At 63.9% G+C, this 24112-nt stretch carries 22 protein-coding genes; 10 read left to right on the forward strand and 12 right to left on the reverse strand.

Translation table 11 applies throughout. From position 1 onward, the window contains the following. Positions 1–1344: a UDP-glucose dehydrogenase family protein gene (locus tag JNE37_RS21525; RefSeq protein ID WP_203064775.1), complete on the reverse strand. Its 1344-nt coding sequence runs from the start codon at positions 1342–1344 to the stop codon at positions 1–3. Between the two features lie 212 nt (positions 1345–1556). Between JNE37_RS21525 and JNE37_RS21530 the strand changes: the two genes are divergently transcribed. From JNE37_RS21530 to JNE37_RS21545, 4 genes are all read left to right on the forward strand, one after another. Then, the gene (locus JNE37_RS21530) at positions 1557–2042 is read left to right on the forward strand and encodes a MarR family winged helix-turn-helix transcriptional regulator (RefSeq protein ID WP_203064776.1); all 486 of its coding nucleotides are present in this window, start codon (positions 1557–1559) and stop codon (positions 2040–2042) included. Continuing rightward, the gene (locus JNE37_RS21535) at positions 2039–3730 is read left to right on the forward strand and encodes an MFS transporter (protein ID WP_203064777.1); all 1692 of its coding nucleotides are present in this window, start codon (positions 2039–2041) and stop codon (positions 3728–3730) included. Before JNE37_RS21530 ends, JNE37_RS21535 begins: the two co-directional genes overlap by 4 nt. A gap of 22 nt (positions 3731–3752) precedes the next feature. Continuing rightward, positions 3753–4805 (forward strand): HlyD family secretion protein, encoded by a 1053-nt coding sequence (locus JNE37_RS21540; RefSeq protein WP_203064778.1) that lies wholly within the window; start codon positions 3753–3755, stop codon positions 4803–4805. 64 nt (positions 4806–4869) lie between these two features. Further along, complete coding sequence (locus tag JNE37_RS21545; protein WP_203064779.1) at positions 4870–5457, forward strand: 2'-5' RNA ligase family protein; 588 nt, start codon at positions 4870–4872, stop codon at positions 5455–5457. Here the strand turns inward: JNE37_RS21545 and JNE37_RS21550 are convergent. Continuing rightward, a complete protein-coding gene (locus tag JNE37_RS21550; protein WP_203064780.1) occupies positions 5454–6080 on the reverse strand; it encodes a serine hydrolase in 627 nt (208 codons plus the stop codon). The two genes, JNE37_RS21545 and JNE37_RS21550, sit on opposite strands and share 4 nt — an antisense overlap. Here JNE37_RS21550 and JNE37_RS21555 point away from each other — a divergent pair. Continuing rightward, entirely contained in the window at positions 5983–6276 is a 294-nt protein-coding gene (locus tag JNE37_RS21555; protein ID WP_203066463.1) for a hypothetical protein, read from the forward strand. The genes JNE37_RS21550 and JNE37_RS21555 overlap by 98 nt on opposite strands. Positions 6277–6464: 188 nt before the next feature. Further along, positions 6465–7730, forward strand: coding sequence for a PQQ-dependent sugar dehydrogenase (locus JNE37_RS21560; RefSeq protein ID WP_246513707.1), 1266 nt, complete (start codon positions 6465–6467; stop codon positions 7728–7730). A gap of 35 nt (positions 7731–7765) precedes the next feature. Here JNE37_RS21560 and JNE37_RS21565 read toward each other — a convergent pair whose 3' ends face one another. From JNE37_RS21565 to JNE37_RS21605, 9 genes are read right to left on the reverse strand one after another with little or no spacing between them, the layout of a single operon-like run. Next, positions 7766–8797 carry a trans-3-hydroxy-L-proline dehydratase gene (locus JNE37_RS21565; RefSeq protein WP_203064781.1) on the reverse strand — a complete coding sequence of 344 codons (1032 nt, stop codon included), beginning with the start codon at positions 8795–8797 and terminating at the stop codon, positions 7766–7768. A 9-nt stretch (positions 8798–8806) separates the two neighbouring features. After that, positions 8807–9970: a M20 aminoacylase family protein gene (locus JNE37_RS21570; RefSeq protein WP_203064782.1), complete on the reverse strand. Its 1164-nt coding sequence runs from the start codon at positions 9968–9970 to the stop codon at positions 8807–8809. 14 nt (positions 9971–9984) lie between these two features. Further along, on the reverse strand, positions 9985–10968 hold the full coding sequence (locus JNE37_RS21575) for an ABC transporter ATP-binding protein (RefSeq protein WP_203064783.1): 984 nt from the start codon (positions 10966–10968) through the stop codon (positions 9985–9987). Beyond that, positions 10965–11975: an ABC transporter ATP-binding protein gene (locus JNE37_RS21580; RefSeq protein ID WP_203064784.1), complete on the reverse strand. Its 1011-nt coding sequence runs from the start codon at positions 11973–11975 to the stop codon at positions 10965–10967. The genes JNE37_RS21575 and JNE37_RS21580 overlap by 4 nt, the downstream gene beginning before the upstream one ends. Position 11976: 1 nt before the next feature. Beyond that, entirely contained in the window at positions 11977–12978 is a 1002-nt protein-coding gene (locus JNE37_RS21585; protein ID WP_203064785.1) for an ABC transporter permease, read from the reverse strand. Between the two features lie 3 nt (positions 12979–12981). Further along, the gene (locus tag JNE37_RS21590; RefSeq protein ID WP_035093045.1) at positions 12982–13824 is read right to left on the reverse strand and encodes an ABC transporter permease; all 843 of its coding nucleotides are present in this window, start codon (positions 13822–13824) and stop codon (positions 12982–12984) included. A gap of 57 nt (positions 13825–13881) precedes the next feature. Continuing rightward, positions 13882–15600: a hydantoinase B/oxoprolinase family protein gene (locus JNE37_RS21595; protein WP_203064786.1), complete on the reverse strand. Its 1719-nt coding sequence runs from the start codon at positions 15598–15600 to the stop codon at positions 13882–13884. Between the two features lie 2 nt (positions 15601–15602). After that, positions 15603–17624, reverse strand: coding sequence for a hydantoinase/oxoprolinase family protein (locus JNE37_RS21600; protein WP_203064787.1), 2022 nt, complete (start codon positions 17622–17624; stop codon positions 15603–15605). A gap of 26 nt (positions 17625–17650) precedes the next feature. Further along, positions 17651–19249, reverse strand: a complete 1599-nt coding sequence (locus JNE37_RS21605; RefSeq protein WP_246513407.1) for an ABC transporter substrate-binding protein — start codon at positions 19247–19249, stop codon at positions 17651–17653. A gap of 269 nt (positions 19250–19518) precedes the next feature. Here JNE37_RS21605 and JNE37_RS21610 point away from each other — a divergent pair, with 269 nt between their 5' ends. From JNE37_RS21610 to JNE37_RS21625, 4 genes are read left to right on the forward strand one after another with little or no spacing between them, the layout of a single operon-like run. Then, positions 19519–20706: an Ldh family oxidoreductase gene (locus JNE37_RS21610; RefSeq protein WP_246513409.1), complete on the forward strand. Its 1188-nt coding sequence runs from the start codon at positions 19519–19521 to the stop codon at positions 20704–20706. 49 nt (positions 20707–20755) lie between these two features. After that, positions 20756–21364: a helix-turn-helix domain-containing protein gene (locus tag JNE37_RS21615; protein ID WP_203064788.1), complete on the forward strand. Its 609-nt coding sequence runs from the start codon at positions 20756–20758 to the stop codon at positions 21362–21364. After that, a complete protein-coding gene (locus JNE37_RS21620; RefSeq protein WP_203064789.1) occupies positions 21325–22155 on the forward strand; it encodes an IclR family transcriptional regulator in 831 nt (276 codons plus the stop codon). Before JNE37_RS21615 ends, JNE37_RS21620 begins: the two co-directional genes overlap by 40 nt. Beyond that, positions 22152–22652: a GNAT family N-acetyltransferase gene (locus JNE37_RS21625; protein ID WP_203064790.1), complete on the forward strand. Its 501-nt coding sequence runs from the start codon at positions 22152–22154 to the stop codon at positions 22650–22652. The genes JNE37_RS21620 and JNE37_RS21625 overlap by 4 nt, the downstream gene beginning before the upstream one ends. Before the next feature lie 30 nt (positions 22653–22682). Here the strand turns inward: JNE37_RS21625 and JNE37_RS21630 are convergent, their stop codons facing one another. Next, positions 22683–23993: an aspartate aminotransferase family protein gene (locus JNE37_RS21630; RefSeq protein WP_246513411.1), complete on the reverse strand. Its 1311-nt coding sequence runs from the start codon at positions 23991–23993 to the stop codon at positions 22683–22685. Positions 23994–24112: the final 119 nt, after the last annotated feature.

The raw sequence follows: 24112 nt of genomic DNA on the forward strand, positions 1-24112 counted from the left end.
CTATTCGGCCGCGTCTGCCAGTCGCTCCGCATCGCCGGGAGCCAGAGTCCCAACGCTTTCGTAGTGGAAGCCTTCTGCTTCCACTTCTTTGCGACGATAGATGTTGCGGAGATCGACGAGAACGGGCGTCGCCATCAGCACCTTGAGCCGTGGCAGATCCAGCGACCGGAACGCGTTCCATTCGGTTACAATGACGACGCCCGAGGCGCCCGTCGCTGCGTCGTAGGCGTCTTCGCAGAAGGTGACGCCGGGAAGCAGTTCGCGGGCAGCGTCCATGCCCTTGGGATCGAATGTGCGGATGCGCGCGCCGGCATCTTCCAGCGCCTGGATGATTGCCAGAGACGGCGCCTCGCGAAGGTCGTCGGTGTTGGGCTTGAAGGTGAGGCCGAGTACGGCGATGGTCTTGCCACGCACGTCTCCGCCCATCGCCGCAATGACCTTGCGGCTCATCGACCGCTTGCGGTGGTCGTTCACGGCGACGGTGGTCTCAACCAGCCTCAGCGGCACACCATGGTCCTGCCCGGTCTTAACCAGCGCAACCGTATCCTTCGGGAAGCAGGAGCCACCATAACCTGGACCGGCATTGAGGAATTTTGGACCGATGCGCTTGTCGAGGCCCATGCCGCGCGCAACGTCCTGCACATTGGCCCCTGCCCGCTCGCACAGGTCGGCCATCTCGTTGATGAAGGCGATCTTCATGGCGAGGAACGCGTTGGCAGCATATTTGGTGAGTTCGGCACTGCGTCGGCTGGTGAACATGATCGGCGCTTCGTTGAGATAAAGCGGGCGATAGACCTGAGCCATCAACGTGCGGGCGCGCTGGTCGCCGGTGCCGACCACGATGCGGTCCGGACGACGGAAATCTTCGATTGCCGAGCCCTCGCGCAGGAATTCGGGATTGGACACCACGGCGAAATCAGCTTCCGGGTTGGCGCTCCGCATGATGCGTTCGACTTCATCTCCAGTGCCGACTGGAATGGTCGACTTGGTCACAACCACAGTGAAGCCATCGAGAGCCTCGGCGACGTCGCGAGCGGCGGCGTAAACGAACGAGAGATCGGCATGACCATCCCCGCGCCGGGACGGCGTGCCGACGGCGATGAAGACGATTTCGGCCTGCGAGACGGCAGCGGTCAGATCCGTCGTGAAAACCAGCCGACCGGCGGCAGTGTTGGCGGCGACGATGCTGCTCAAACCCGGCTCATAGATTGGAATCTCGCCCTGGCGCAGTGTCTCGACCTTGGCGATGTCCGTGTCGACGCAGACGACGTCGTGACCGAAATCGGCAAAACACGCGCCGCTCACCAGACCTACATATCCGGACCCAATCATCGCGATGCGCATTCTGGCACCCCTCTACCGCAGGAGCCGGCACGATAGGGCCGAATCGATGTCGAAGCGACGACGTTGTGATGCGGCTCTCCTTGGACGCTGCACGCCTGCGGCATTGCGTCCGCGCATGCCTGATCCGCATGGCACGCACTGGACAGGTGGCGAGAGCCGACTATATCTAAGCACACATATATGTAGCTCCCTACATAATGGATTCCTAACAAATGACCGACCTTACGCTGCGGCAGGGTCTCATCACGACCCTGGCTGGGACCGCGCGAGCTCTGCAGACTCACTTCGATGCCCAATTGCGGGAAATGGGACTCACGGCCGCACGCGGTCGCGTGCTGCTGTTCCTTGCCAAGCGCGGCCCTAAGGGCGCGACGCAAACGGATGTGACCGACTATCTGCGCGTAGAGAACCCCACTGCCGTGCGGATACTCGACGGGCTGGAAGCGCTTGGGCATATTCGTCGGTGTCCGTCGGAAACGGATCGGCGCGCAAAGATCATCGAACTCACCGATACCGGCCGACCGATCGCCGAAGCGGTGGTGCGGGAATCGAGGCGCCTTTACAGCGGCCTGCTCGACGACATTTCAGACGACGATCTCGAAACCACACAACGCGTGCTTGACGTTATCAGCGCCAAGATCGTCACCGCCGGTCCGGTGCGGCGCTGGGCACATTTCGAGCGCGAGGCGGCGCAATGAGCGAGCGCAGTGCAGGAATCATCGACCGCGAGGACGAGGGCGTTGAGGCCCAGCCCACTCCCGTCGCGGAAGTCGAGCCGGCGGAGTCTCCTGCCAGGCCGTCCCCGCCGCCCTTTGTGCCGTTTCCGGCGTGGAAGGCGGCGATCTATGCGCTGTCCTCGGTGCTTCTGGGACTGACGCAGGGGCTTGGCCTCAATCTCATTACGGCCAACCTGACGAACCTGCAGGCTTATTTCGGCGCAACCCAGCAGGAAGTGAGCTGGCTGCCGGCCGCTTATTTCGCGACCAACATGACCGGCACCCTGCTGATGTTCAAAATCCGCAACCAGTTCGGGATGCGGCGTTTCGCCGAGATCGGCATCATCGTCTATGTGGGGCTGGTCATAGCCCATATGTTCAGCAACGACCTGCGCTCGGCGCTGGTGGTGCGTGCCATGATGGGCGTCGCCGCGGCACCGTTGAGCACGCTTGCCTTTTTCTACATGCTCGAATGGCTTCCGCCCGCCAAGAAGATGAGCATCGGAATCTGTTTCGGCATGGTCGGCAGCAGTCTGGCGCTGCCGCTGGCGCGCGTCATGTCCCCTTCGCTGATGCAGATAGGGGAGTGGCATGGGCTCTACCTGATGGAAGTAGGCCTCGCGCTCGTCGCGCTCGCTGTGATCTTTCTCGTGCCCATTACGCATCCGCCGCGTCAGAAGTCATTCGACAAGGACGACCTCATCAGCTTTCCGCTGCTGGCCATGGGCTTTGGCTCGATCGCGATCGTGCTGTCGATGGGCCGCTCCTACTGGTGGTTCGAGGCGCCCTGGCTCGGTGTGCTCGCGGCCATCGGCATCGCTTCTCTGGTCTTGCTGGCGCTGGTGGAACTTCACCGCAAGCAGCCGATGATCGATCTGCGCTGGCTGCTGACGCCCGACATGCTGACCTTTACCGGCGCGCTGATTGCGGTGCGTATCCTGCTTTCGGAGCAATCGGTGGGTGCGGTGGGACTCTTCACGGTACTTGGGTTGGGCAACGACCAGTTGGTACCGCTCTTCGCGATCATCAGCGTGGTGACGTTCATTGCCACGTATTGGCTGACGACAGTCATCAAACCGCAGCGGACGCCCTACTTGCACCTATTGGCGCTTACCATGGTGGCCGTAGCGGCCTGGATGGACGGGCATAGTTCGGTTACGAGCCGCCCAGAGCAGTTCTTTGTGAGCCAGGCGTTGATGGGCTTTGCCGCTGCTATTTTCCTACCGCCGGCCATGCTGCACGGCTTCAGCCGAGCGATGGCCAAGGGACCGCAATACATCCTGTCGTTCCTGACAGTGTTCCTTACCACCCAGACGCTGGGTGGTCTCCTGGGGTCGGCTGCGATGACAACATTCGTCGCGGTGCGCGAGCAATTCCATTCGAACGTGATCGCGCAGGGCGTAACTCTTCTCGACCCGTTGGTGGCTCAGCGTGTGCAGGCGTATGGCGGCGCCTATTCCAAGGTCCTGACCGATCCTGCGCTGCGCGACGCCAAGGGGTTGGCGCTACTCGGCCAGTCTGCGACACAGCAAGCCAACGTATTGGCCTACAACGATCTTTTCATGACCATCTTCGCAGCGACGATCGCCACGATCGCAGTTCTTCTCATCCATATGCTGCACGGCGCGCTCAAAAATCGCGCACCGCAAGCCCAGGCCAGCGCGGCCTGATCTACTCCAGAAAGTCACTTCAATGCGTTTCAAGGAACTCGTTTTTTCAAAGGCTACCATTCCGGCATTGCTCGCCGGCGTCGCAGGCGTGCTGGTGGTACTCTATGCGTGGCAGTTGCCGCCCTTCACGTCCTCGGTGCAGTCTACCAACAACGCCTATGTCAAAGGTCAGGTGACCATCCTCGCCCCGCAACTGGCGGGCTACGTGGTTCAGGTCCCGGTCACCGACTATCTGGAGGTCAGGAAAGGCGACCTTCTGGTGCAGCTGGACGATCGCATCTACCAGCAGCAGCTTGCACAGGCCAAGGCAACTCTTGCCCAGCAGGAAAGCGCGCTCGCCAATTATGACGCTAACTACGCTGCCAAGCAGTCGAGCGTCGAGCTGGCGCAGGCGCAGCTCACTTCCGCCGATGCCGCGTTGGAAAAGGCGCAGCGCGATGCGGGCCGCAATTCTTCGCTCCTCAAGTCGGGCATCGCCGCGCAGTCGAGTGCCGACCAGGCCAACGCCGCACTGGCTCAAGCTGAGGCTGGCGTGACGCAAGGAAAGGCCTCAGTGGCGATCGCAGAGCAAAACCTGGCGCTGGTTGAAGCCGGCAAGCCGGGCCTTGAGGCCGCTGTGCAAGGTGCGGAAGCGGCCGTGCATCTGGCGGAGATCAACCTGAGCAACACGCGGATCGTCGCGCCGGTGGATGGACGGCTCGGTGAAGTCACAGCGCGGATTGGCCAGTTCGTATCAGTCGGCACGCAGCTCACGTCCGTTACGCCGGAGAAGACCTGGGTCATCGCCAATTTCAAGGAGACGCAGCTCGCCAACCTCGAAATCGGCCAGGAGGCGAGCTTCACCGTGGATGCACTGGATGCCGGCAAGCTGGTCGGGCATATTTCGGAAATCTCGCCGGCGGCCGGCTCGGAATTTTCAGTGCTCAAGCCTGACAATGCTACCGGCAACTTCACCAAGGTTGCTCAGCGTATTCCGGTGCGCATCGAGATCGATCCCGGCCAGCCGCTGGCTCAGCGCCTGCTGCCCGGAATGTCCGTCGAGGTCTCGGTGGATACCGCGGCTACGCGGTCATAACCGTCCAACACTTTTGCGGTTGCAACTCGTGTATGTTCATGCTTTGTTCACTTTTGGTGAAAGCATGCAGTACGAACTTTTCGACAAGACCGAGTGTGGGCCTGCACAACGAGAAGACAACGTCTTCTTCGCATTGCTGCCTGACAATGGCACAGCCGAGATAGCGCTACGGCTGGCGACGCTGGCGGCAGGCGAAGCCGCAGCTCGTCGTTCGCTGGCCGCGGGCGGCCGGCTGCATCTGTCGGTGTTCGGCGTTCGTGACCGCATTTCGGACCGACGGGCCCAGCTTGCGGGCGACGATATTGCGGCAGACCTTCCGGACGAACCGCTGCGCGTCGTCTTCGATCATATGGCTCTCTTCCAGGGCGGCCAGAAGAAGCCGCTGGTGCTTTATGGCAAGGACATCGGCAATCCAGGACTCATCGAATTCCGCCGACGCTTTTGCATCGCGGCCGCGAATGCCGGGCTGGGTCTGGCGCGTCACCAATTCGAGCCGCATGTGACACTGCTCTGGACACCAACGCCTATGGTTGAGCACCGCGTCGAAACGATCTCCTGGGAAGTCCGCGACTTCGCACTGGTCCGCAGCTTTGTCGGTCACTCCCGGCACGAGCAATTGGGCCGCTGGCCGCTCGGCGGCCGGCGGGGCTAGTGGACGATCTCGTATAGCCGCTTGAGGAGGTGCCGGGAGCGTAGGTCTTCCGGATCAGCGCGCATCTGGTTCATGATGTAGCTGAACCCCACCCCTTCCGTGGGCCAGCCTGCATGGATCGAGCCACCAGCGCCTGAGTGACCGAAAGCGTCGGGCGCAGGCCCGAAGCGTCCTTGTGGCGTCTGCAATGCCCAGCCGACGCCAAAGGCCATGGCTTCGGCGATGTACGGGTCCATGAACCGCGACTGTTCCGCTCGGCCAATAGCCACAGTTTCACGTTTTAGCACCTCGACGCCGTCAACGGTGCCGCCCATCGCCATGCAGCCATAGTACCGCGCCATCGCACGAGCCGTGGCGATACCCCCTGCCCCACCGATTTCGGCGGCGTGATAGGCGCGCGTGTTCCACGGCAGTTCCGTGGGAAAGAGCGGTGGGTTACCCCAGACAGAGATGAATACCGGGTCGCTTCGCTGTTCTGGCGAAAAGCCAACCTCGAAGGGTAGCATGTCGGACCCGAGTTCAATCTTGCCAACACGTGGCTCAAACGTCTCGGGTAGGCCGATCCAGGCTTCGAGTCCCAGCGGTTCGGCAATTTCCTCGGCGAAGAAGCGCCCGAGTGGCAACCGCTTCCTGGCTTCGCTGGTAACGAGTTACCTCGATAATCTGCTTACCGAGGACGTCGCTTTTCTCGATCGAAAACTGGGCGGCCTGCGGCGGCAGGGGCTGGCGCCCCTTGGTGCGCTGATTGTCGCCGGAGACGCAGACGCGGCCAGAGCCGTAGTCAACAAGGCACTCGCCGAAGAGCGGGTGGTGGCCTAGCTCGCATCAGAAATCGGGTGCTGCGGATACGTCGCACAGGTGTTGCACGCGACAGCTATTTGCCGCACAAAGCTGTTTCCTCAAAGGCCGCCATTCGCGCCGGCCCTACCCGCCCGGAGAGTGTCGTGACTGCAAGCAACTTTCTTGCATTGCTGATTATTGTCATCGTGATCGCCTTGGCGTTCTGGCTGTTCCGCAGCCTTGCCGGACGCGGTCGGCTGGGCGTGAACAAGGCCGCCGTTTTCGGCACCACGCCGGCGATTCCGCGGGCCGTGTCGCAGGGCAATCGCCCGACGCTCAAGACACCCAACATCAGGGGTTGGACGGCCGGTCAAACGCCGAGTGTTGCACCGGGGCTCGCGGTCAAGGCTTTCGCTTGCGGGCTCGAGCATCCGCGCTGGATTTATCAGCTGCCGAATGGCGATGTGCTGGTGGCGGAATCGGCGTCTCTGCCGAGTGGCATCCGCGACTTCATGGACATTGCCCGCAATTTCGTGATGCGGCGCGTTGGTGCGATCCGCCGGAACGCAAACCGGATCACGCTCCTGCGCGATGCCGATGGGGACGGCGTGGCGGAGATCCGCGAGACGTTCCTTGAAGGCCTCAATCAACCGTTCGGAATGGTGTTGATCGGTGACACGCTCTATGTGGGTAACACAGATAGTGTCGTCGCTTTCCCCTATGCCGAGGGCCAAACGCGGATCACGGCGCCTGGGCGGAAGCTCATGGAGATGAAGCCGGGCGGCCACTGGACGCGTAATCTCTATCCCAGCAAGGATGGCACGAAGATCTATGTCGGCGTCGGCTCGCTCAGCAACATCGCCGAGCAGGGCTTTGATGCCGAAGACGGCCGTGCGGCAATCCACGAACTCGACCTTGCAACCGGCCGTAGCCGGATTTTCGCCTCGGGCCTGCGCAATCCGGTCGGCATGGCGTGGGAGCCAACAACCGGCGAACTCTGGACCGTCGTCAACGAGCGCGACGGGCTGGGCGACGAAACGCCACCGGACTATCTGACGTCGGTCAAGGATGGCGGTTTTTACGGCTGGCCCTATAGCTATTGGGACCGGATCGTCGACGATCGCGTGCAGCCGGCCAATCCCGCGCTGGTAGCGACCGCGGTTACGCCGGACTATGCACTGGGCGGCCATACCGCGTCGCTTGGCCTTTGCTGGTTACCGGCGGGTGCCCTGCCCGGCTTCGGCGAAGGCATGGCTATCGGCCAGCACGGCTCGTGGAACCGCAGTCGCCTCAGTGGGTACAAGGTAGTGTTCGTGGCGTTCGAGGATGGCAAGCCGGTTGGAATGCCCCGTGATATCCTCGGAGGCTTTCTCACCGAGGACGAACGCTCGGCCTATGGCCGCCCGGTCGGCGTAGCGCTGCTCGCCGACAAGAGCGTTCTGGTCGCCGATGATGCCGGCAACACGATCTGGCGTGTGTCCGGGACGAACTAGTGTCTAGGTGTTCGAGAGACCGAAATAACTCTGCCTCAAACCAACACCGGCCACGTATCTGAAAGCCGATACCCGGCCGGCCATGGATCATCTGGGTCGAGCATCAACTGGCTCGTGCCGGTAACCCATGCGCGCCCTGAGATAACCGGCCGGATCGCCGGGCGGCCGCCAATCTTCGTATCTTCGGCGATATGGCAGCGGAACTCGGAATCGATGATCGAGCGGCCGACGAAGGTTTCGCCGATCTCCAGCTGACCACGCGCGCGCAGCACCGCCATGCGGGCAGAACAGCCGGTGCCGGTAGGTGAACGATCGATCTTGCCGGGGCGAATGACGACGGCATTTTTGCCGGTGAGCACGCCGGCCTCGCGCGTTACGGGCGCAGCGATCTGGCAGAAGGAGATGTGGTCCCAATCCGGGTTTTCCGGGTGGACGAAGCCGAGCTGCTCGTTGGCCGCCGCCGTAATGGCGATGCCGGTTTCGGCGAGGTCGCGGGCCTCGTCCGGCGTCAGCGCAAAGCCGAGGCCTGGGGCATCGACGATGACGAAGCTATCGCCGCCATAGGCGGTATCGGCCGTGATGGTGCCAAGGCCCTCGACCTCGATATGGGCATCGAGCTTGTCGGCGAAGGACGGTACGTTCTGCACGCTGATGCGCTCGGCCTTGCCGTTGCGGCAATCGGCGGTGACCTCTATGAGCCCGCCCGGCGCTTCGAGCACCATATGCGTCTGCGGCTCCTGCATCGGGATGATGCCGGTATCGAGGAGGACGGTCGAAACGCAGATGGAGTTGGAGCCGGACATGGGCGGCGTGTCGGCCGGCTCCATGATGATCCAGCCCATCTGGGCGCGTGGATTCCTGGGCGGCACGAGCAGGTTGACGTGGCGGAAGACGCCGCCCCGCGGTTCGTTGAGCACGAAATTGCGCAGCGTCTCGTCGCGCGCGATGAAGCGCGATTGCTCCCAGAGCGTTTCACCCGGCGGCGGCAGCACGCCGCCCACGATGACATCGCCCACCTCGCCCTCGGCATGTGCGCCGACGATATGGATGACCTTGCTCGACCGCATTGTTTGCCCCTAGCGCCGGGTGGCGGTTTCAGCGAGCCGCACCCAGAAGCTGACGCCGGTGGAAATAAGCTCGTCGTTGAAATCATAGGTGTCGGTATGGAGGCCGCTCGACGGCCCGTTGCCGACGAAGACATAGCCGCCCGGCCGTTGCTGGAGCATGAAAGCGAAATCCTCGCCGCCCATCAAGGGCACCATGGCGTCGTTGACGCGCCCTGCCCCGACGACATCGCGCGCTACCTGCGCAACCACGGCGGTCTTGGCCGGATCGGTTATGGTGGCGGGGTAGCCGCGCCGATAGTCCACCGTCGCGGTCGCCCCGTAAGCAGCGGCCGTCTGCTCGACGATGCGGGTAAAGCGCTCTTCCATGAGGTCGCGCACTTCCGGCGCCAGCGTGCGGACCGTACCGCCCAGGGTCGCCTGCGAGGGAATGACGTTATAGGCGGAGCCGGCCGCGATGCGGGTCACCGAGAGCACCGCGGTGCCCAGGGGATCGAGATTGCGCGCGACGATCGACTGGATGGCGACGAGGACGTGGCCGGCCACGAGGATCGGATCGACGGTCAGATGCGGCCAGGCGGCATGCCCGTCCTTGCCGTGGATGGTGACGTCGAACTCATCGACAGCCGCCATCATCGGCCCGGCGCATGTGGCGAAATCGCCAAGCGGCAGGCCCGGCAGGTTGTGCATGCCATAGACCTCCTCGATGCCGAAGCGGTCGAGCAGGCCGTCATCGATCATGGCCTGCCCACCTGCCCCGCCCTCTTCGGCGGGCTGGAAGACGACGATGATGGTGCCGGGAAAGTCGCGGGTTTCCGCCAGGTATTTGGCGGCGCCCAGCAGCATGGCCGTGTGGCCGTCATGGCCGCAGGCATGCATGAGCCCTTCGACGGTGCTGGCATGCGGCTTGCCGCTCTTTTCGCGAATGGGCAGCGCGTCCAGCTCGGCGCGCAGCGCGATGGTCTTGCCCGGCCCGCCGCGCCCACCAATGACGCCGACGACGCCGGTGCGCCCGATGCCGGTCACGATCTCATCGACGCCGAACTCGCCGAGCAGCCCTTCGACCACCCCGGCGGTGCGCTGCACCTCGTAGAGCAGCTCCGGGTGGGCATGGATGTCGTGCCGCCAGCGCGCGATTTCCTCGGTGCGCTCGGCGATCGAATTGAGAAGAGGCACGGGAAACTCCTGAGCTAGAGGATATCGTCGCGGATGCAGGACTTGAAATGGCCGGGAGCGATTTCACGCAGCGGCGGCACGGCCTGCGCGCAGGCCGGTTGCGCGAAGCGGCAGCGGGTGCGGAAGACGCAGCCGCTGGGTGGATCGATGGGGCTAGGCAGATCGCCCTGGATGACCACGCGGCTGACCTCGTGATCGGGATCGGGCACCGGCGAGGCCGAAAGCAATGCCTCGGTGTAAGGATGCTTGGGGGCAGCGTAGAGCGCTCGACGCGGCGCGATCTCCATGATGCGGCCCAGATACATGACCACGACGCGGTCGCAGAAATGCTCGACGACCGAAAGGTCGTGCGAGATGAAGAGCATGGTCAGGCCCAGCTCTTCCTTGAGGTCCTGCAGGAGGTTCAATACCTGCGCCTGCACGGAAACGTCGAGCGCGGAGACCGGCTCGTCCGCGACGATGAAATCGGGGTTAACCGCCAAAGCGCGGGCAATGACGATGCGTTGGCGCTGGCCGCCGGAGAATTCGTGCGGGAAGCGCTGGGCGGCGTCCTCGCGCAGGCCGACGAGCTGCAGCAGCCGCGCCACCTCGAGCTGGCGGGCGCCGGGCGAACCGATATTGTGAACCTCCATGCCCTCGGCGATCAGCTTGCCGACCGTGGCGCGCGGATTGAGGCTCGAGAACGGGTCCTGGAACACCATCTGGATGTGCCGCCGAAACGGCAGCATGGCCTTGCGGTCGAGCTGGGAAATATCCTGCCCGGCATAGGTGATACGGCCATCGGTGGGATCGGTCAGGCGCATGATCATGCGGCCGATAGTGGTCTTGCCCGAGCCGGATTCGCCGACCAGGCCCAGCACCTCGCCGCGACGGACGGAAAAGCTCACATCCTCGACGGCGTGGACATAGCGCTTGGTGCGGTTGAGCAGGCTGCCGCGCAGCGGAAAGCGCTTGGTGAGGCCTTCGACCTTGAGCAGTTCGGTTGCAGACGCGTTCATGCGGTCACCTCCCGCCAGCGCAGGCAGCGCGAGCCGTGATCGGGGGCAACCTCCTCGATCTGCGGCGCCTGCTCTGTGCAGGCTGCCGTCGCCAGCGGGCAGCGCGGCGCGAAGCGGCAGCCGGGCGGCAGGTCGGTGAGGCTGGGTGGCGCGCCGCCGATGGTGGCGAGGCGTGTATCGGGCGTGTCCGATTGCGACGAGCCAGCGCGCGGGATCGAGCGGAGCAGCCCGACCGTATAGGGGTGGCGCGGATTGGCGAAGATTTCGCGCACCGGGCCGCGCTCGACGATCTGGCCGGCATACATCACCGCCACCTCGTCGGCTATCTGGGCGACGACGCCGAGATTATGGGTGATGAACACCACCGACATGCCGATCTCGTTCTGGAGCCGCGCAATAAGGTCGAGGATTTGCGCCTGGATCGTCACGTCGAGCGCCGTGGTCGGCTCGTCGGCGATGAGCAGAGCGGGACGGCAGGACAGCGCGATGGCGATCATCACCCGCTGGCGCATGCCGCCGGAGAGCTGGTGCGGATAATCGTCGACGCGCCGTTCGGGCGCGGGGATGCCGACGAGGCGCAGCATCTCGACGGCCTGCCGCCGCGCCTCGGCCTTGCCGACGCCCTGGTGCAGCCGGATGGTCTCGGCGATCTGTGCGCCGATGGACCAGACGGGATCGAGGCTGGTCATGGGCTCCTGGAAGATCATGGCCATCTCATTGCCGCGGATGCGGCGCATCTGCCGCTCGCCAAGACGCGTGATGTCCTCCGGGCCCTTGCCGCGATCGAGCAGGATCGAGCCGTTGACGATCTCCCCGCCTCCACGCTCGATGAGGCGCATGATCGATAGGCTGGTGACGGATTTACCCGAACCGGACTCCCCCACAAGGCCAAGCGTCTTGCCCGGCGCGACATCGAAGGAGACATCGTCGACGCTGTGGATGGGGCCGCGCGCCGTGGCGAAACGGGTGCGCAGGTTGCGGACGGAAAGAAGGGGCTGGCCGGTCATGTCAGCTCCTGCGGACGCGGGGATCGACGACGCCATAGAGGACGTCGACCAGAAGATTGACCGCTATGTAGATAATGGCGCTGAGCATGATGAAGGCCTGCACCACGGCATAGTCCTGGCGCAGGATGCCATCGATGACGAGGCTGCCGACGCCGGGCCAAGAGAAGATGCGCTCGACCAGCACGCTGCCGCCGAGAAGCTGGGCGAGGATGAGGCCGCCGGCCGTCAGCGTGGGCAGGAAAGCGTTGGGCAGGATGTGGCCGAACTGGATGCCGAGCGGCGCCACGCCCTTGGAATGGAGCACGGTGACGAATGGCTCGTTGCCGGTATCGAGGAGGTTGGCGCGCAGCAGGCGGATGAGGTAGCCCATCGGCCCCAATGCCAGCGCAAAGGCGGGTAGCGCCAGGGTGTGAAGGGCGTTCAAGAAGCCGCCGATATTGCCCTCGAGCAGATAGTCGATGGTGTAAAAACCGGTGATGATCTCGGCCGGCGGCGTGCCGCGCCCGACTGGCCCCGGGAACCAGCCCAACCGCTCGAAGAAGATCATCAGGAAGACCAGCGCGATCCAGAATGGCGGCACGCCGACAAAGGCGAAAGCGAAGCCGCGCAGTATCTGGTCGAGCAGGCGCGAGCGCGAGAAGGCGACGAGCACGGTCACCAGCACCGCGCCGACAAAGGCGAAGAGGAAGGCGTAGAGCGCCAGCTCGGCGCTGGCCGGGAGGCGCGCCGCGATCTGGTCGAGCACCGGCTGGCCGGCACTGTAGGAGAAGCCCCAGTCGCCTTTGAAGAAGTTGACGACATAGTCGAGATATTGCTGCGGCAAGGGCTTATCGAGGCCCATGCTGGCTTCGATCTTGGCGATCACGTCGTCGGTGGCGAAGGGGCCGGCGATGAGGCGCGCCGGATTGGTCGGAACGGCGCGCAGGATCACGAAGGCGATGATCGAGGCGCCGAAGAGGGTGAGCAGGGCCGAAACGGCCTTTTCGCTGACGAACCTGAACATGCTCTAGCCCGCCATCGCTGCCGATTTGGGATCATAGAAGTCGCGCAGCCGGTCGGCGACGAGGTTGGCGGCGGCGGCGAGGAGGAAGATGCCGAGGCCCGGGAACAGGCCAAGCCACCATTGGCCGGTGAGCGCGTAGGCGAGCCCTTCGGTGATCATGGTGCCCCATTCGGGCACCGGCGGCTGGATGCCAAGGCCGACGAAGCCGAGTCCGGCCAGCGTCAGGATGGAGAAACTGAACACCGATGACGCCTGGATGAACAGCGTCGAAACGGTCTGCGGCAGCACGTGACGCACAATGGTCTTGGCCGGCGAGGTTCCGAGCGCGCGGGCAGCGTCGATATAGGCGAGATTGCGGATGCGCATCACCTCGCTGCGCAGCAGGCGGTAATACCAGGGGATGGCGGCGAGGATGACGCCAATCACCGCCGAGGTGACGCCTGGCCCCAGGCCGATGGCGACGGCCATGGCGAGGATCAGCGGCGGGAACGACAGGATGGCGTCCATCACGCGGGAGACGAAGATATCGAACCAGCCGCCGGCAAAGCCGGCGGCGAGGCCCAGCGCGCCGCCGATCAGCGTGCCAGCGACCGTCACCACGAGGGAAACGAGCAGGGACACCTGCGCGCCGCTGATGAAGCGGGCGAGAACGTCCCGGCCCACATCGTCCGTGCCCATCGGATGCTGCCAATCGGGCGGCATGAGGGAAGACAGCATGTCGACCTTGAGCGGATCGATGCGCCAGACGAAGGGGCCGAGAATGGCGGTGAGGACGAGCGCCAGCATGACGACGACGCCGAGGAGCATTTCCGGGTCGTTGAGGAAGCGGCGGAGGGTCCGTGGCATTAAGATCGTTCTCACCCGAGGATGGAGCGGCGGGCCGAAGCCCGCCGGGTCGTGGCGTTACTGGAAGGCGTGGGGGTAGTGCTCGCGAGCGAAATCTTCCGAGATGTAACCCTCGGCGAGATCGGCCTTGACGCTCTCGATGCTGCGCTCGGAGGGCGAGCCGTACCCGCCACCACCGCCGGTATGGAGTTCGAGCACGCCGCCCTTGGGAACGAGGAAGCGCGTGGTCTTGGGCACGTTGTGCACCGAGCCGTCCGGCAGGCGGACAACGGCGTTGTTCGGCCGCGCCTCGCCGCCATCCTGCAGGCCCCAGGGATTGTTCTTGGAGCGGTCGCAGACGGTGGTGATGTAGGTGTCCTCGGTCATGCGGAAATGCAGGTCGATGCCGGCACCGCCGCGATACTTGCCGGGGCCGCCCGAGTTCTGGGCGAGCGCGAGGCGATCCACGATCCAGGGATTGCGGGCTTCCCACACTTCTACGGGTGTGAAGCGGGTGGCGGATTCGGCGATGTGCAGCATCGTGCCGCCGTCCCCGCCATCCCACGCGCCCTGACCGACGGGATGGGGAGCACCATCGGCCCAGGCTTCTCCGGTCGCCTCGCGGGTACCCCACCAGACGACAGAGCAGATGCAACCGCCGCTGGAAGCCGGAACGCTGGCCGGCAGGGCCTTGGCGATGGCGTTGTAGATGACTTCGATGGCCTGCAGCGCCGGCCAGCCGTAGAGGAAGCACGGCGCGGGCGGGAGCGGATCGAACATGCTGCCGGGACGCGTCACCACTTCGATCGGGCGGAAATGGCCCTCGTGCGGGGACTCGCCGTAACCGGCCAGCATGGTGATGGCCACGCGGCTCGCCGAGATGGTCGAGGGCAGCGGCGAATTGACGGGACCGCCCTGCTCGTCCGGTACGTTCGAGAAGTCGATGCGGACATTGGAGCCCTTCACCTCGACAGCGATCTCGAACGGGATCTTGTCGGTGGTGACGCCGTTATCGTCCATCTCGCCGTGGCCGACATAGCGGCCGTCCGGGATCTTCTCGAAGAAGCTGCGGATGATGGTTTCGCCATGGTCGAACATCTGCTCGACGGCATCGCGATAGGTATCGAGGCCGAAGCGCTCGACCACTTCGAGGAAGCTCTTGGCGCCGACGCGACAGCCGGTGACCTGGGCATCGAGGTCGCCCGACACCGCCTTGGGCACGCGGCTGTTGCCGAGCACCATGCGGTAGATGTCGTCGTTGAGTTCGCCCTTCTTGTAGATCTTGACGCCCGGAAACACCGTGCCTTCCTGGAAGACGTCGGTGGTGTCGGTGCAGTAGGGGTCCTTGGCGGCGATATCGAGCCAGTGGCCCTTGATCGCGGTATAGCCGATGAGCTCTTCCTTGAAGAACACCGGCATGACGATGACCATGTCCTGCGGGTGCGAACCGGTGCCGTAGGCCCAGTTGTACATCAGCACGTCGCCGTCGAAGAGCTTGCCTTCGCCGCCCACGTTCTTGACCGCTTCGGCGACCGCGAAGTTGAGCGTACCCATGAAGATCGGTAGGCTCGGGGCCTGAGCCAGCATGCGCAACTCGCGGTCATAGATGGCGACGGCGAAGTCGAGCACTTCATAGATGATGGGCGAGAAAGCGGTGCGGATGAGCGCGCGCTTCATCTGGTTGGCCGCCGAGTTGAGCGCGTGGCGCACGACTTCGGTAGTGATGGGATCGGAATTGGTGACCAGGCCCTTGCTCGGCACGCCGGCCTGGTGGATGACGGGTTCCCTGCGCTTCATAGTCAGATGCCTCGTTCCATGATCATTTCGCCGGAATTGCCAATGCTGGCGGTCCATTCGGCATCAAGATAGGTGGTGGTGGTGCCTTCGGTGATGATGGCCGGGCCCTTGAGCCCGCCGTCGATGCTGTTGCGCGGCACGACCCTGAACGGCATGCGCGCGCCCTTCTCGAAGGAGTAGGCATCGATGCTGCGGCTCTCGGCACTCGCCACCGGCTTATGCTCGAACCTGGCCTCGCGACGCGGCAGCGGCACGCGCACGGTGGCGCGGACCGAGACGATCTCGATGGCGTCGTTCATGGTGTTGCCGAAGGCGCGGCGGTATTCGGCGCGGAAACGCTCGGCAATGCTGCCGACATCTTCGGCCAGGCTGCCGCCCTCATAGGGCACTTCCACCGAAAGCCAGTGCTCCTGGCCCTTGTAGCGCAGGTCGAGACGAGCGGACTTCACCGCGCCCTCTTCCGAACGATCCGAGCGCTCGCTGATGGTCTTGAAGAGACCGGCCAGTACCTCGTTGATCGCCGGCACGCTGGCCCCGACGAAATCCATGATGCGGGTCCGCGCCGCGGACTGCACCATGTCGGCACCAAGGAGACCCCAGGCGCTGAAGTTGCCGGCCATGGGCGGCACGACGATGCGGTTCATGCGCAGTTCGTCGGCAAGGAGCGTCGCCATGAGCGGACCGGCGCCGCCGAAGGGCAGCAGGGTCATCTTGCGGGGATCGAGCCCCTGTTCCACCGAGATTTCGCGCATGGCATTGGCCATGGAGGCGCTGGCGATGCGCAGCACGCCGGCAGCGGTGGCTTCCACGTCCTGCCCGATGGCATCTGCCACCGGCGCGAGCGCCGCCTTGGCCTGGTCGAAATCGAGATTGATGCCCGAGGCGAGATTGCCCGGCCCGAGCATACCGAGATGGGCCGCAGCGTCGGTCATGGTCGGCACGGTGCCGCCCTTGCCGTAGCAGGCCGGGCCCGGCACGGCGCCGGCGCTCTGCGGGCCGACGCGCATCAGGTTGCCGATATCGACATGGGCGATGGAGCCGCCGCCCGAGCCGATGGAGCGGACATCCACCCACGGGGTCTGCACGGGCATGTTGTCGATCACGCCCTCGAACAGCACCTGCGGCTCACCCTTGAGGATGAGCGCGGTGTCGAAGCTCGTGCCGCCCACGTCGGCGGTGATGAGCGTATCGATGTCGAGCATCTTGGCCAGCTCGCCGGCGCCCTGCGCGCCCCCGACCGGACCGGACATGATGGTTTCAAACGGACGATCCTCGGCCTCGGCAAAGGTCATCGAGCCGCTGCCCGAGCGGGTGATGAGGCATTCGCCCTTAAAGCCCAGTTCGCGCAGCTTGCCTTCCAGGCGCCGCAGGTAATTGGACATGCGGCCGCGCACGAAGGCATCGATCACCGTGGTGCTGGTGCGCTCGTATTCGCGGTATTCACCCGAAATCTTGTGCGAGAGCGAAATGCCGCCCACGAACCCGGCATCGCGCAGGATGCGTTCGACTTCGAGCTCATGCTTGGAATTGGCATAGGAGTTGAGAAGGCAGACGGCGATGCTGTCGACCTTCTCGGCCTTGAGGATTTCGTAAGCGGCAAGAACCGAGGCGCGGTCGAGCGGGGTCATTTCCTCGCCCGAGCCGAGCATGCGGCCGTCCGCTTCCAGGCGCAGGCGGCGCGGCACCAGCGGCACCGTCTGCTTCCAGAAGAGGTTGTACATTTCGGCACGGTCGCCGCGACGGATTTCGAGCACGTCGCGGAAACCGGTGGTGGTGATGAGGCCGACCTTGGCGCCGCGGCGCTCGAGCAGGGCGTTGAGCCCCACCGTCGTGCCGTGCAGGAAATAGGCGGCGCTGGCAATGATATTGGCCGGCACGTGCTCGGTTACGGCGCGCGCCACGCCCTCTTCGGGCGCGGAGGGAACGGTCGGGACCTTACCCTCCACCGTCCGTCCGGTCTCTTCATCGAAATATACCAGGTCCGTGAAGGTGCCGCCGATGTCGACACCAATTCGCGTAGCCATAGGTCTTGCCTCCTAGTGTGGGCTTGTTACTTGCGCCAGGTGCGATAGTCGGGCAGCGGAGCGAAGGTGAAGTCGGTGACCGCCTTGCTCAGGACCACTACTGGCTGATCCTCGAAGAACTGCAGCTTGGGATAGCCCGCGCGCCACTTGGTGGTGATCTCGTCTAGGATCGCCTGGCGCTCGGGGGCGTCGGCGGTTGCCCGCAGCTTGTTCACCAGCTCGTCGACGGCCGGATCGCAGTATTCCGTGAGGTTATTGGGGTTGTTGCACATGACGTCGTAGCCGAAGTAATAGCCGGCTTCGAACACGCCCGGCCCATCCAGGCGCATCAGCGACTGGACCTTGTGGCCCTGCGTCAGATCCTGGTACTCGGCGCCGGGCGCCACGCGGATCTTGAGGTTGATGCCCAGGTCCGCCCAGGTGCTCTGGAGGACGGTGGCAATCTGCTGCTGGGTAGCATCGCCTTCCTGCACCAGCACTTCCACCTCGATCGGCAGCGTCACGCCGCTCTCGGCGAGCAGCGCCTTGGCCTTGTCGAGATCGAACTCGACCGGCTTGCTCAGGTCAGCGTTGAAGCCGGGCAGGCTCGGCGGGATCGGCCCGTAATAGAGCGTGCCGTAGCCATAGGCGATGCGGTCCACGATCTGCTGGTAGGGCACGGCATGAGCCACGGCCTCGCGCACCTTCGGATTATCCCAGGGCGCCTTGCTGTTGGGCAGCATCATCTGCTGCACGAAGGGATTGGTATAGGCCAGTACGCGCACGTCCTGGCTATCCTTGAGCGTGGTCGCAGCCTGCTTGGAAATGCCGAAGGTGATGTCGGCCTGGCCGGTGCGGGCCTGGAGCAGCAGCGTCGGCGCCGCGGCGATCCAGTTGACCTGGATGGCGGAAGAAGCGGGCGCCTCACCTGCGAAAGCCGGATTGGCGACCATGCGTGCCGACTGGTTGGGAGTATAGGCCTCGAGCAGGAACGGGCCGGAGGCCGTCACGTTGGACGACATGAACTGGTTCGGCTGCCCCTCGACAACGCCGCCATTGGCCTCGACCACGGCGGGATCGACGATCGAGCCGGCATGGGTCGCCCAATCCACCAGCATGTTGGCGTTGGGGCGGTTGAGCGTGATGACGACGGTGCTGGCGTCAGGCGCCTCGACGGAATCGATGATCACCGGATCGATGAAGCCGTCGGTCAGAAAGAAGCGGCCGCAGCCGGCCATCTTGAGCACGCGGTCGAAGGAATACTTGACCGCCGCCGCGTCGATCGGCGCGCCGCTCTGGAACTTGAAGCCGTCCTTGAGCTTGAAGGTATAGACCTTGCCGTCTTCGCTGACGGTCCAGGAATCGGCGAGATAGGGTTCGATCGTGCCGTAATCGACGACCTTGGTACCCTCCGGGCCATCCTTGACGCCATACTGGACGAGCCGGACATAGAAATTCTGCAGGAAGCTGATTTCCGGCAGGCCGCAGGCCCAGGCCGGATCAAGGCTCGACGGCGCGGTGGCGCTGTTGACGACCAGATCGCCCGATTGCGCCCATGCCGGAGTCGCCTGCACGGCAGCAATAGCGAGAGCCGAGAAGCCAACAGCCCTCAGCATTCCGCGCGATAGCGGAGAGAGTATGCTCATTTTCCCTACCCTTCTTTCCAAACGGGCTCTGTCCGGCCGCATCCGGCCCTGACCGCCAAGACCGATCCGACCGCCCTCACGTCGAATTTGCCTATCGGAAATTTATGTTCCTACCGTATTGCAGATGCCATGCTTGTCAACGGGCATTTTCCGCAGTTGGGGCAGATATCGAATTTCGCGCTATAGGATCCACGGGCCGCAATTGCCTAAGCACACTGCCTTTTCAAGCCTGTAGTCCACATTGTCGCACCTGTGCTTTGACTGCCTCTATGCGATTTTCAATCAGAGCCGAGTTGCACTCTGTATTTTCGTACGCTACGTTTCCTATAAGAAATTTGTATCCACAGCGCCGCGCAGGCGGGCTCAACTCCGAAGCCGTGCAGAAAATCCCAGAGATGGCGGACCCCGTTACTCCTCCCCGGTCATCGACCGCCGAGACCAGGCTCATCGCCTTCGGGCAATTGACGGAACTGCTCGAGCGCATCTTCCTGCGCGCCGGTGCCAGCAAAGCCGTCGCTTCTATCCTGGCGAACAATTGCGCAGCCTGCGAACGAGATGGCTCGCTCTCGCACGGCGTCTTCCGGATGCCCGGCTATGTCAGCTCGATTGCAAGCGGCTGGGTCGACCCCAAGGCAGATCCCCGGATCGAGGATGTCGGACCGGCAATGGTGCGGGTCGACGCCATGAATGGATTCGCACAACCAGCTTTGGCCGCAGCCTCCGCGCTTTTGATCGACAAGGCAGCTACAACCGGCGCTGCCATTCTCGCGATCCGCAACTCCCACCATTTCAGCGCACTCTGGCCCGACATCGAGCCCTTCGCCGAACGTGGCCTACTGGCCATCAGCGCGGTCAACAGCTTCGCATGTGCTGTGCCGTATGGTGCGAGCAAGCCGGTCTTCGGCACCAATCCCATCGCCTATGCCGCCCCGCGCCTCGGCCAGCCACCAATGGTGGCTGATCTTGCTACCAGTTCCATGGCCAATGGCGACGTGCAGATCGCTGCGCGCGAAGGCCGCGCCCTGCCCCGAGGCTATGCCGTGGATGGCGACGGTAACCCGACAACCGACCCACAAGTCGTGCTTGATTCCGGTGCATTGCTGACCTTTGGCGGTCACAAAGGCTCGGCCATTTCGCTGCTCATCGAACTGCTCGGCGCGGCACTCACCGGCGGGCAGTTTTCCTATGAGGTAGATTGGTCTGCCTATCCGGGCGCGCAGACCCCACATACGGGCCAGTTCCTGATCCTCCTCGATCCGGATCGCGGGCGGGGAATCGAGTTTGCCGCGCGCACCGAGCAATTGATCGAGCAGATGTTCTTCGCGGGCCTCTCCAGGCTTCCCGGCAGCCGGCGCTACGAGCGCCGCGCAGAAACGATGCGCGACGGGATTCCCATTGATGCACAGGAACTTGGTCGGCTGGAGCGAATGGCCCATGATGGGGCGTGGCAGGCATGAAGCTCTGCGGCTATAACGAAAAAGCGTAGGCATAGCGAGAAGGCCCCGGATGGACGAGATAGACAAGCGTGGCGGAAGGCGGCATGGCCACTCGCTGGCTGCTACGTTGCGCAGACTTCGGCAGGAAGCAGGGCTCAATCTCAACGAACTCGCACAGCGCAGCGATCTGGCTCCGTCCACACTCTCCAAGATCGAAAATGCGCAGATGTCGCCGACCTACGAGACGCTGCTGAGCCTCGCCTCAGGTCTTGACGTCGATGTCACCGAGCTTTTCGCCCACAAGCCGAGTGCGCCTGTGAGTGGTCGCCGCACCGTGACGCGGAAGGGCGAGGGCGCGGTGCTCAAGGCCGGCACCTACGACTACGAATTGCTGTGCGCCGATATTGCCCGCAAGAAGTTCGTCCCCCTGCTCACCCGCATCAACGCCCGCTCAACCCGCGAGTTCAACACGCTGGTGACGCATCCGGGCGAGGAATTCATTTACGTGCTCGAAGGCAGCATCGTACTCCACACCGATCTCTACGCACCAACCGAGCTCAAGGCCGGTGACAGCTGCTATTTCGACAGCCTCATGGGCCACGCGCTGATCTCATCCTCCGACGAGCCTGCTACCATCCTATGGGTCTGCTCGAACGTGGTGGAGCCTTTGATCGGGTGAGTGAAGATCGCGAAACTCCTGAGCGCGACGACAGTGGTGCCATCGCCGTTCTGGCGAAGGCTTTCCATGTGCTCGAAACCATGGCCGATATGGCCGGCCCTGCCCCATTGCGCGAAATCGCAAAAGCGACGGCCCTCCCCAAGGGCACGCTGTTCCGCATTCTGCAAACCATGGTGGGTCTGGGCTATGTCGGGCAGCTCACCGACAGCAGCGACTATTATCTGACCAGTCAGATCGCCCATCTTGGCCGCAATGCGCGTCAGGAAGACATCAAGATGCTCGCCATGCCGCTGATGACCGTGCTGCACGGCAAGTTCAATGAGACGATCAATCTTGGCATCCTCGAAGGTCAGTTCGTCTACTACGTCGCGGTGATGGAGGCGCAGCGCCCCCTCGCCTGGCGTGTGCCCGCTGGCACGCGCGATACGTTCCACTCGACGGCATTGGGCCGCGCTATCGTCGCGCAACTTGGCGACTCGCACCGCGAGGCTCTGATCCGCCGCGCCAATCTCAAGCGAGCCGAAAAGCGCGGTATGACCCGCGAAGCCTTGGCTGCGCTGATCGAGGAGGCGCGGGAAAGTAAAGTTGCCTTCGATCTCGAGGAAAACGACGAAGGGGTCGTCTGCATCGGCACGCCGATCTTCATCGACAGTCGCGTTGTCGCCGCGGTGAGCGTCTCTATCCCCGCCATTCGTTACACACCAGCTTTGGGCGAAGAGATACGGCAGGCCTTGCTGGACCTCGACTTCAACTTCAAGACCAACAAGAAGCGGTCGAGTGATTCCGCGTGACCTACGAAATCCGCCCTGAACGCTCCCCTGACGCGGCCGCTATACGCGAACTTACCGACATGGCCTTCAGAGGTGCCAAGCACAGCTCCGGCACCGAAGGCGCAATTATCGACGCCCTTCGCACTGCCGGCGCCCTCACGTTGTCACTGGTCGCAACCATGGACGGAGAGATCGTCGGTCACGTCGCCTTTTCGCCCGTGACGTTCGATGGCGTCGATATTGGCTGGCTAGGCCTCGGCCCGATCTCCGTTCGCCCGGATCTTCAAGGCGAGGGAATCGGCAGCGCGTTGATTAACGAAGGGACGGGCCACCTCCGCCGATTAGGCGTTCCAGGCTGCGTGCTGCTTGGTGATCCGAAGTACTATCGGCGTTTCGGCTTCGAGAGCGACCCCGCCATTCGCTATCAGGGCGTACCGCCGGAATACTTCAGGCGGATATCGCTCGATGGATCGCAACCGACCGGCGACGTGGCCTTTCACCCGGCCTTCTCAATTTAAAGCCCGGCGGTGGTCCGCCGGGCTCCAGCCTCAACCCAGTTGCGGGGCTACTTCCCTTGCGGCGCTGCGAACCGCCTCAAGGGTTTGGTCGACCACATCGTCATTATGTTCGGACGAAACGAACCACGCGCCGCGTTCGAGCACGCGCACGCCGCGCTGCAGCAATGCCAGCGAGAACAGGCTGTAGCCCTTCTTGTCCGAACGGGCCATGTCGCGGTAATTGCGCGCCGGCTCGTCGAGGCCGAAGGCGACGTGGAACATGAGCTCGAAGCCCGTCACCTGCGCCTTGATCCCGGCTTCCTTGAGAATGTCGCTGATGCCGTCGCGCAGACGCACGCCATAGACGGAGCTGCGCTCGTAATGCTCGGGCGTCAGGGCGTTCTGCGTGCCGATCATCGCCGCCATGGCGACGGGCTGGGCATTGAACGTTCCGCCATGCAGAACGCCGCCGGTGGCGAAGAGATCGATGAGGTCGGCGCGGCCGACAATGGCAGCGACTGGGAAGCCGTTGGCGATGGCCTTGGCGAAGATCGAGATGTCGGGCGTGACGCCGAACCGCTCCTGCGCGCCGCCACGTCCGAGGCGGAAACCGGTGATGACTTCATCGAAGATCAGCAGCGCGCCGTGCTTGCGGCAGGCTGCCTGCACGCCTTCGAGATAGCCCGGCGCCGGAGAGATGGCACCCTGGTTGCACATGGCCGCTTCCATCAGCACCGCCGCCACGTCGCCCTTGGCAAGACGCGCCTCGACGGCGGCGAGATCGTTCCAGCCGAGGATCGAAAGGCCCTCGGCCTCGCTCGGGTCCTGGCCCTTGCTGCCGCCGACAGGCACCGGCGCGTCTTCCGGACCACCGGCATTGAGCGCCGGAGCGGTCGACCACAGGATGTTGTCGAACCAGCCATGGTAATGGCCTTCGAACTTGACGATCTTGCGCCGACCGGTGACGGCGCGGGCAAGGCGCATGGCGGCCTGGGCGACTTCCGAACCCGAGGAGCCGAAACGGATACGCTCGGCCGACGGAATGCGCTCGCAGATGATCCTGGCGGCTTGGAACTCGACCGGAGCCTGGCCGGCAAACAGAATGCCGCGATCGACCTGCTCCTTGACCGCCTGGCGCACGCCGGCCGGATTGTGGCCGAGCACCATGGCGCCCATTCCGCAGTAGTAATCGATGAGGCGATTGCCATCGACGTCGAAGAGGTAGGCGCCTTCGCCGCGCTCGAACACCAGCGGGCCCGGCTGCATGCCGAGGCGGAAGTTGGAATTGACGCCACCTGCCACGAAGCGGGAGTTTTCCGCGATGATCCTGGCCGATTGCTCGAAATTCAGTTTGTCGCCCACGGGCGCGCCCTCCGTTTATTGGTTGCCCTCAGGGGAGCAAAAGCGACGTTTGGTGTAAAGGAACGTTTGTCTCGGGATACGAAACACAGCGAAGCCCTCTCCCGTGGCAGGAGAGGGCT

It is taken from the genome of Paradevosia shaoguanensis (assembly GCF_016801025.1).
In the GTDB taxonomy this organism is placed as follows: domain Bacteria; phylum Pseudomonadota; class Alphaproteobacteria; order Rhizobiales; family Devosiaceae; genus Paradevosia; species Paradevosia shaoguanensis.

Excerpts from the sequence above, each read along its gene's own strand:
- JNE37_RS21525 (WP_203064775.1), bottom strand. The coding sequence starts at position 1,344 with ATGCGCATCGCGATGATTGGGTCCGGATATGTAGGTCTGGTGAGCGGC.
- JNE37_RS21530 (WP_203064776.1), top strand. The coding sequence starts at position 1,557 with ATGACCGACCTTACGCTGCGGCAGGGTCTCATCACGACCCTGGCTGGG.
- JNE37_RS21535 (WP_203064777.1), top strand. The coding sequence starts at position 2,039 with ATGAGCGAGCGCAGTGCAGGAATCATCGACCGCGAGGACGAGGGCGTT.
- JNE37_RS21540 (WP_203064778.1), top strand. The coding sequence starts at position 3,753 with ATGCGTTTCAAGGAACTCGTTTTTTCAAAGGCTACCATTCCGGCATTG.
- JNE37_RS21545 (WP_203064779.1), top strand. The coding sequence starts at position 4,870 with ATGCAGTACGAACTTTTCGACAAGACCGAGTGTGGGCCTGCACAACGA.
- JNE37_RS21565 (WP_203064781.1), bottom strand. The coding sequence starts at position 8,797 with ATGCGGTCGAGCAAGGTCATCCATATCGTCGGCGCACATGCCGAGGGC.
- JNE37_RS21575 (WP_203064783.1), bottom strand. The coding sequence starts at position 10,968 with ATGAACGCGTCTGCAACCGAACTGCTCAAGGTCGAAGGCCTCACCAAG.
- JNE37_RS21580 (WP_203064784.1), bottom strand. The coding sequence starts at position 11,975 with ATGACCGGCCAGCCCCTTCTTTCCGTCCGCAACCTGCGCACCCGTTTC.
- JNE37_RS21585 (WP_203064785.1), bottom strand. The coding sequence starts at position 12,978 with ATGTTCAGGTTCGTCAGCGAAAAGGCCGTTTCGGCCCTGCTCACCCTC.
- JNE37_RS21590 (WP_035093045.1), bottom strand. The coding sequence starts at position 13,824 with ATGCCACGGACCCTCCGCCGCTTCCTCAACGACCCGGAAATGCTCCTC.
- JNE37_RS21595 (WP_203064786.1), bottom strand. The coding sequence starts at position 15,600 with ATGAAGCGCAGGGAACCCGTCATCCACCAGGCCGGCGTGCCGAGCAAG.
- JNE37_RS21600 (WP_203064787.1), bottom strand. The coding sequence starts at position 17,624 with ATGGCTACGCGAATTGGTGTCGACATCGGCGGCACCTTCACGGACCTG.
- JNE37_RS21605 (WP_246513407.1), bottom strand. The coding sequence starts at position 19,249 with ATGAGCATACTCTCTCCGCTATCGCGCGGAATGCTGAGGGCTGTTGGC.
- JNE37_RS21610 (WP_246513409.1), top strand. The coding sequence starts at position 19,519 with ATGCGATTTTCAATCAGAGCCGAGTTGCACTCTGTATTTTCGTACGCT.
- JNE37_RS21615 (WP_203064788.1), top strand. The coding sequence starts at position 20,756 with ATGGACGAGATAGACAAGCGTGGCGGAAGGCGGCATGGCCACTCGCTG.
- JNE37_RS21620 (WP_203064789.1), top strand. The coding sequence starts at position 21,325 with ATGGGTCTGCTCGAACGTGGTGGAGCCTTTGATCGGGTGAGTGAAGAT.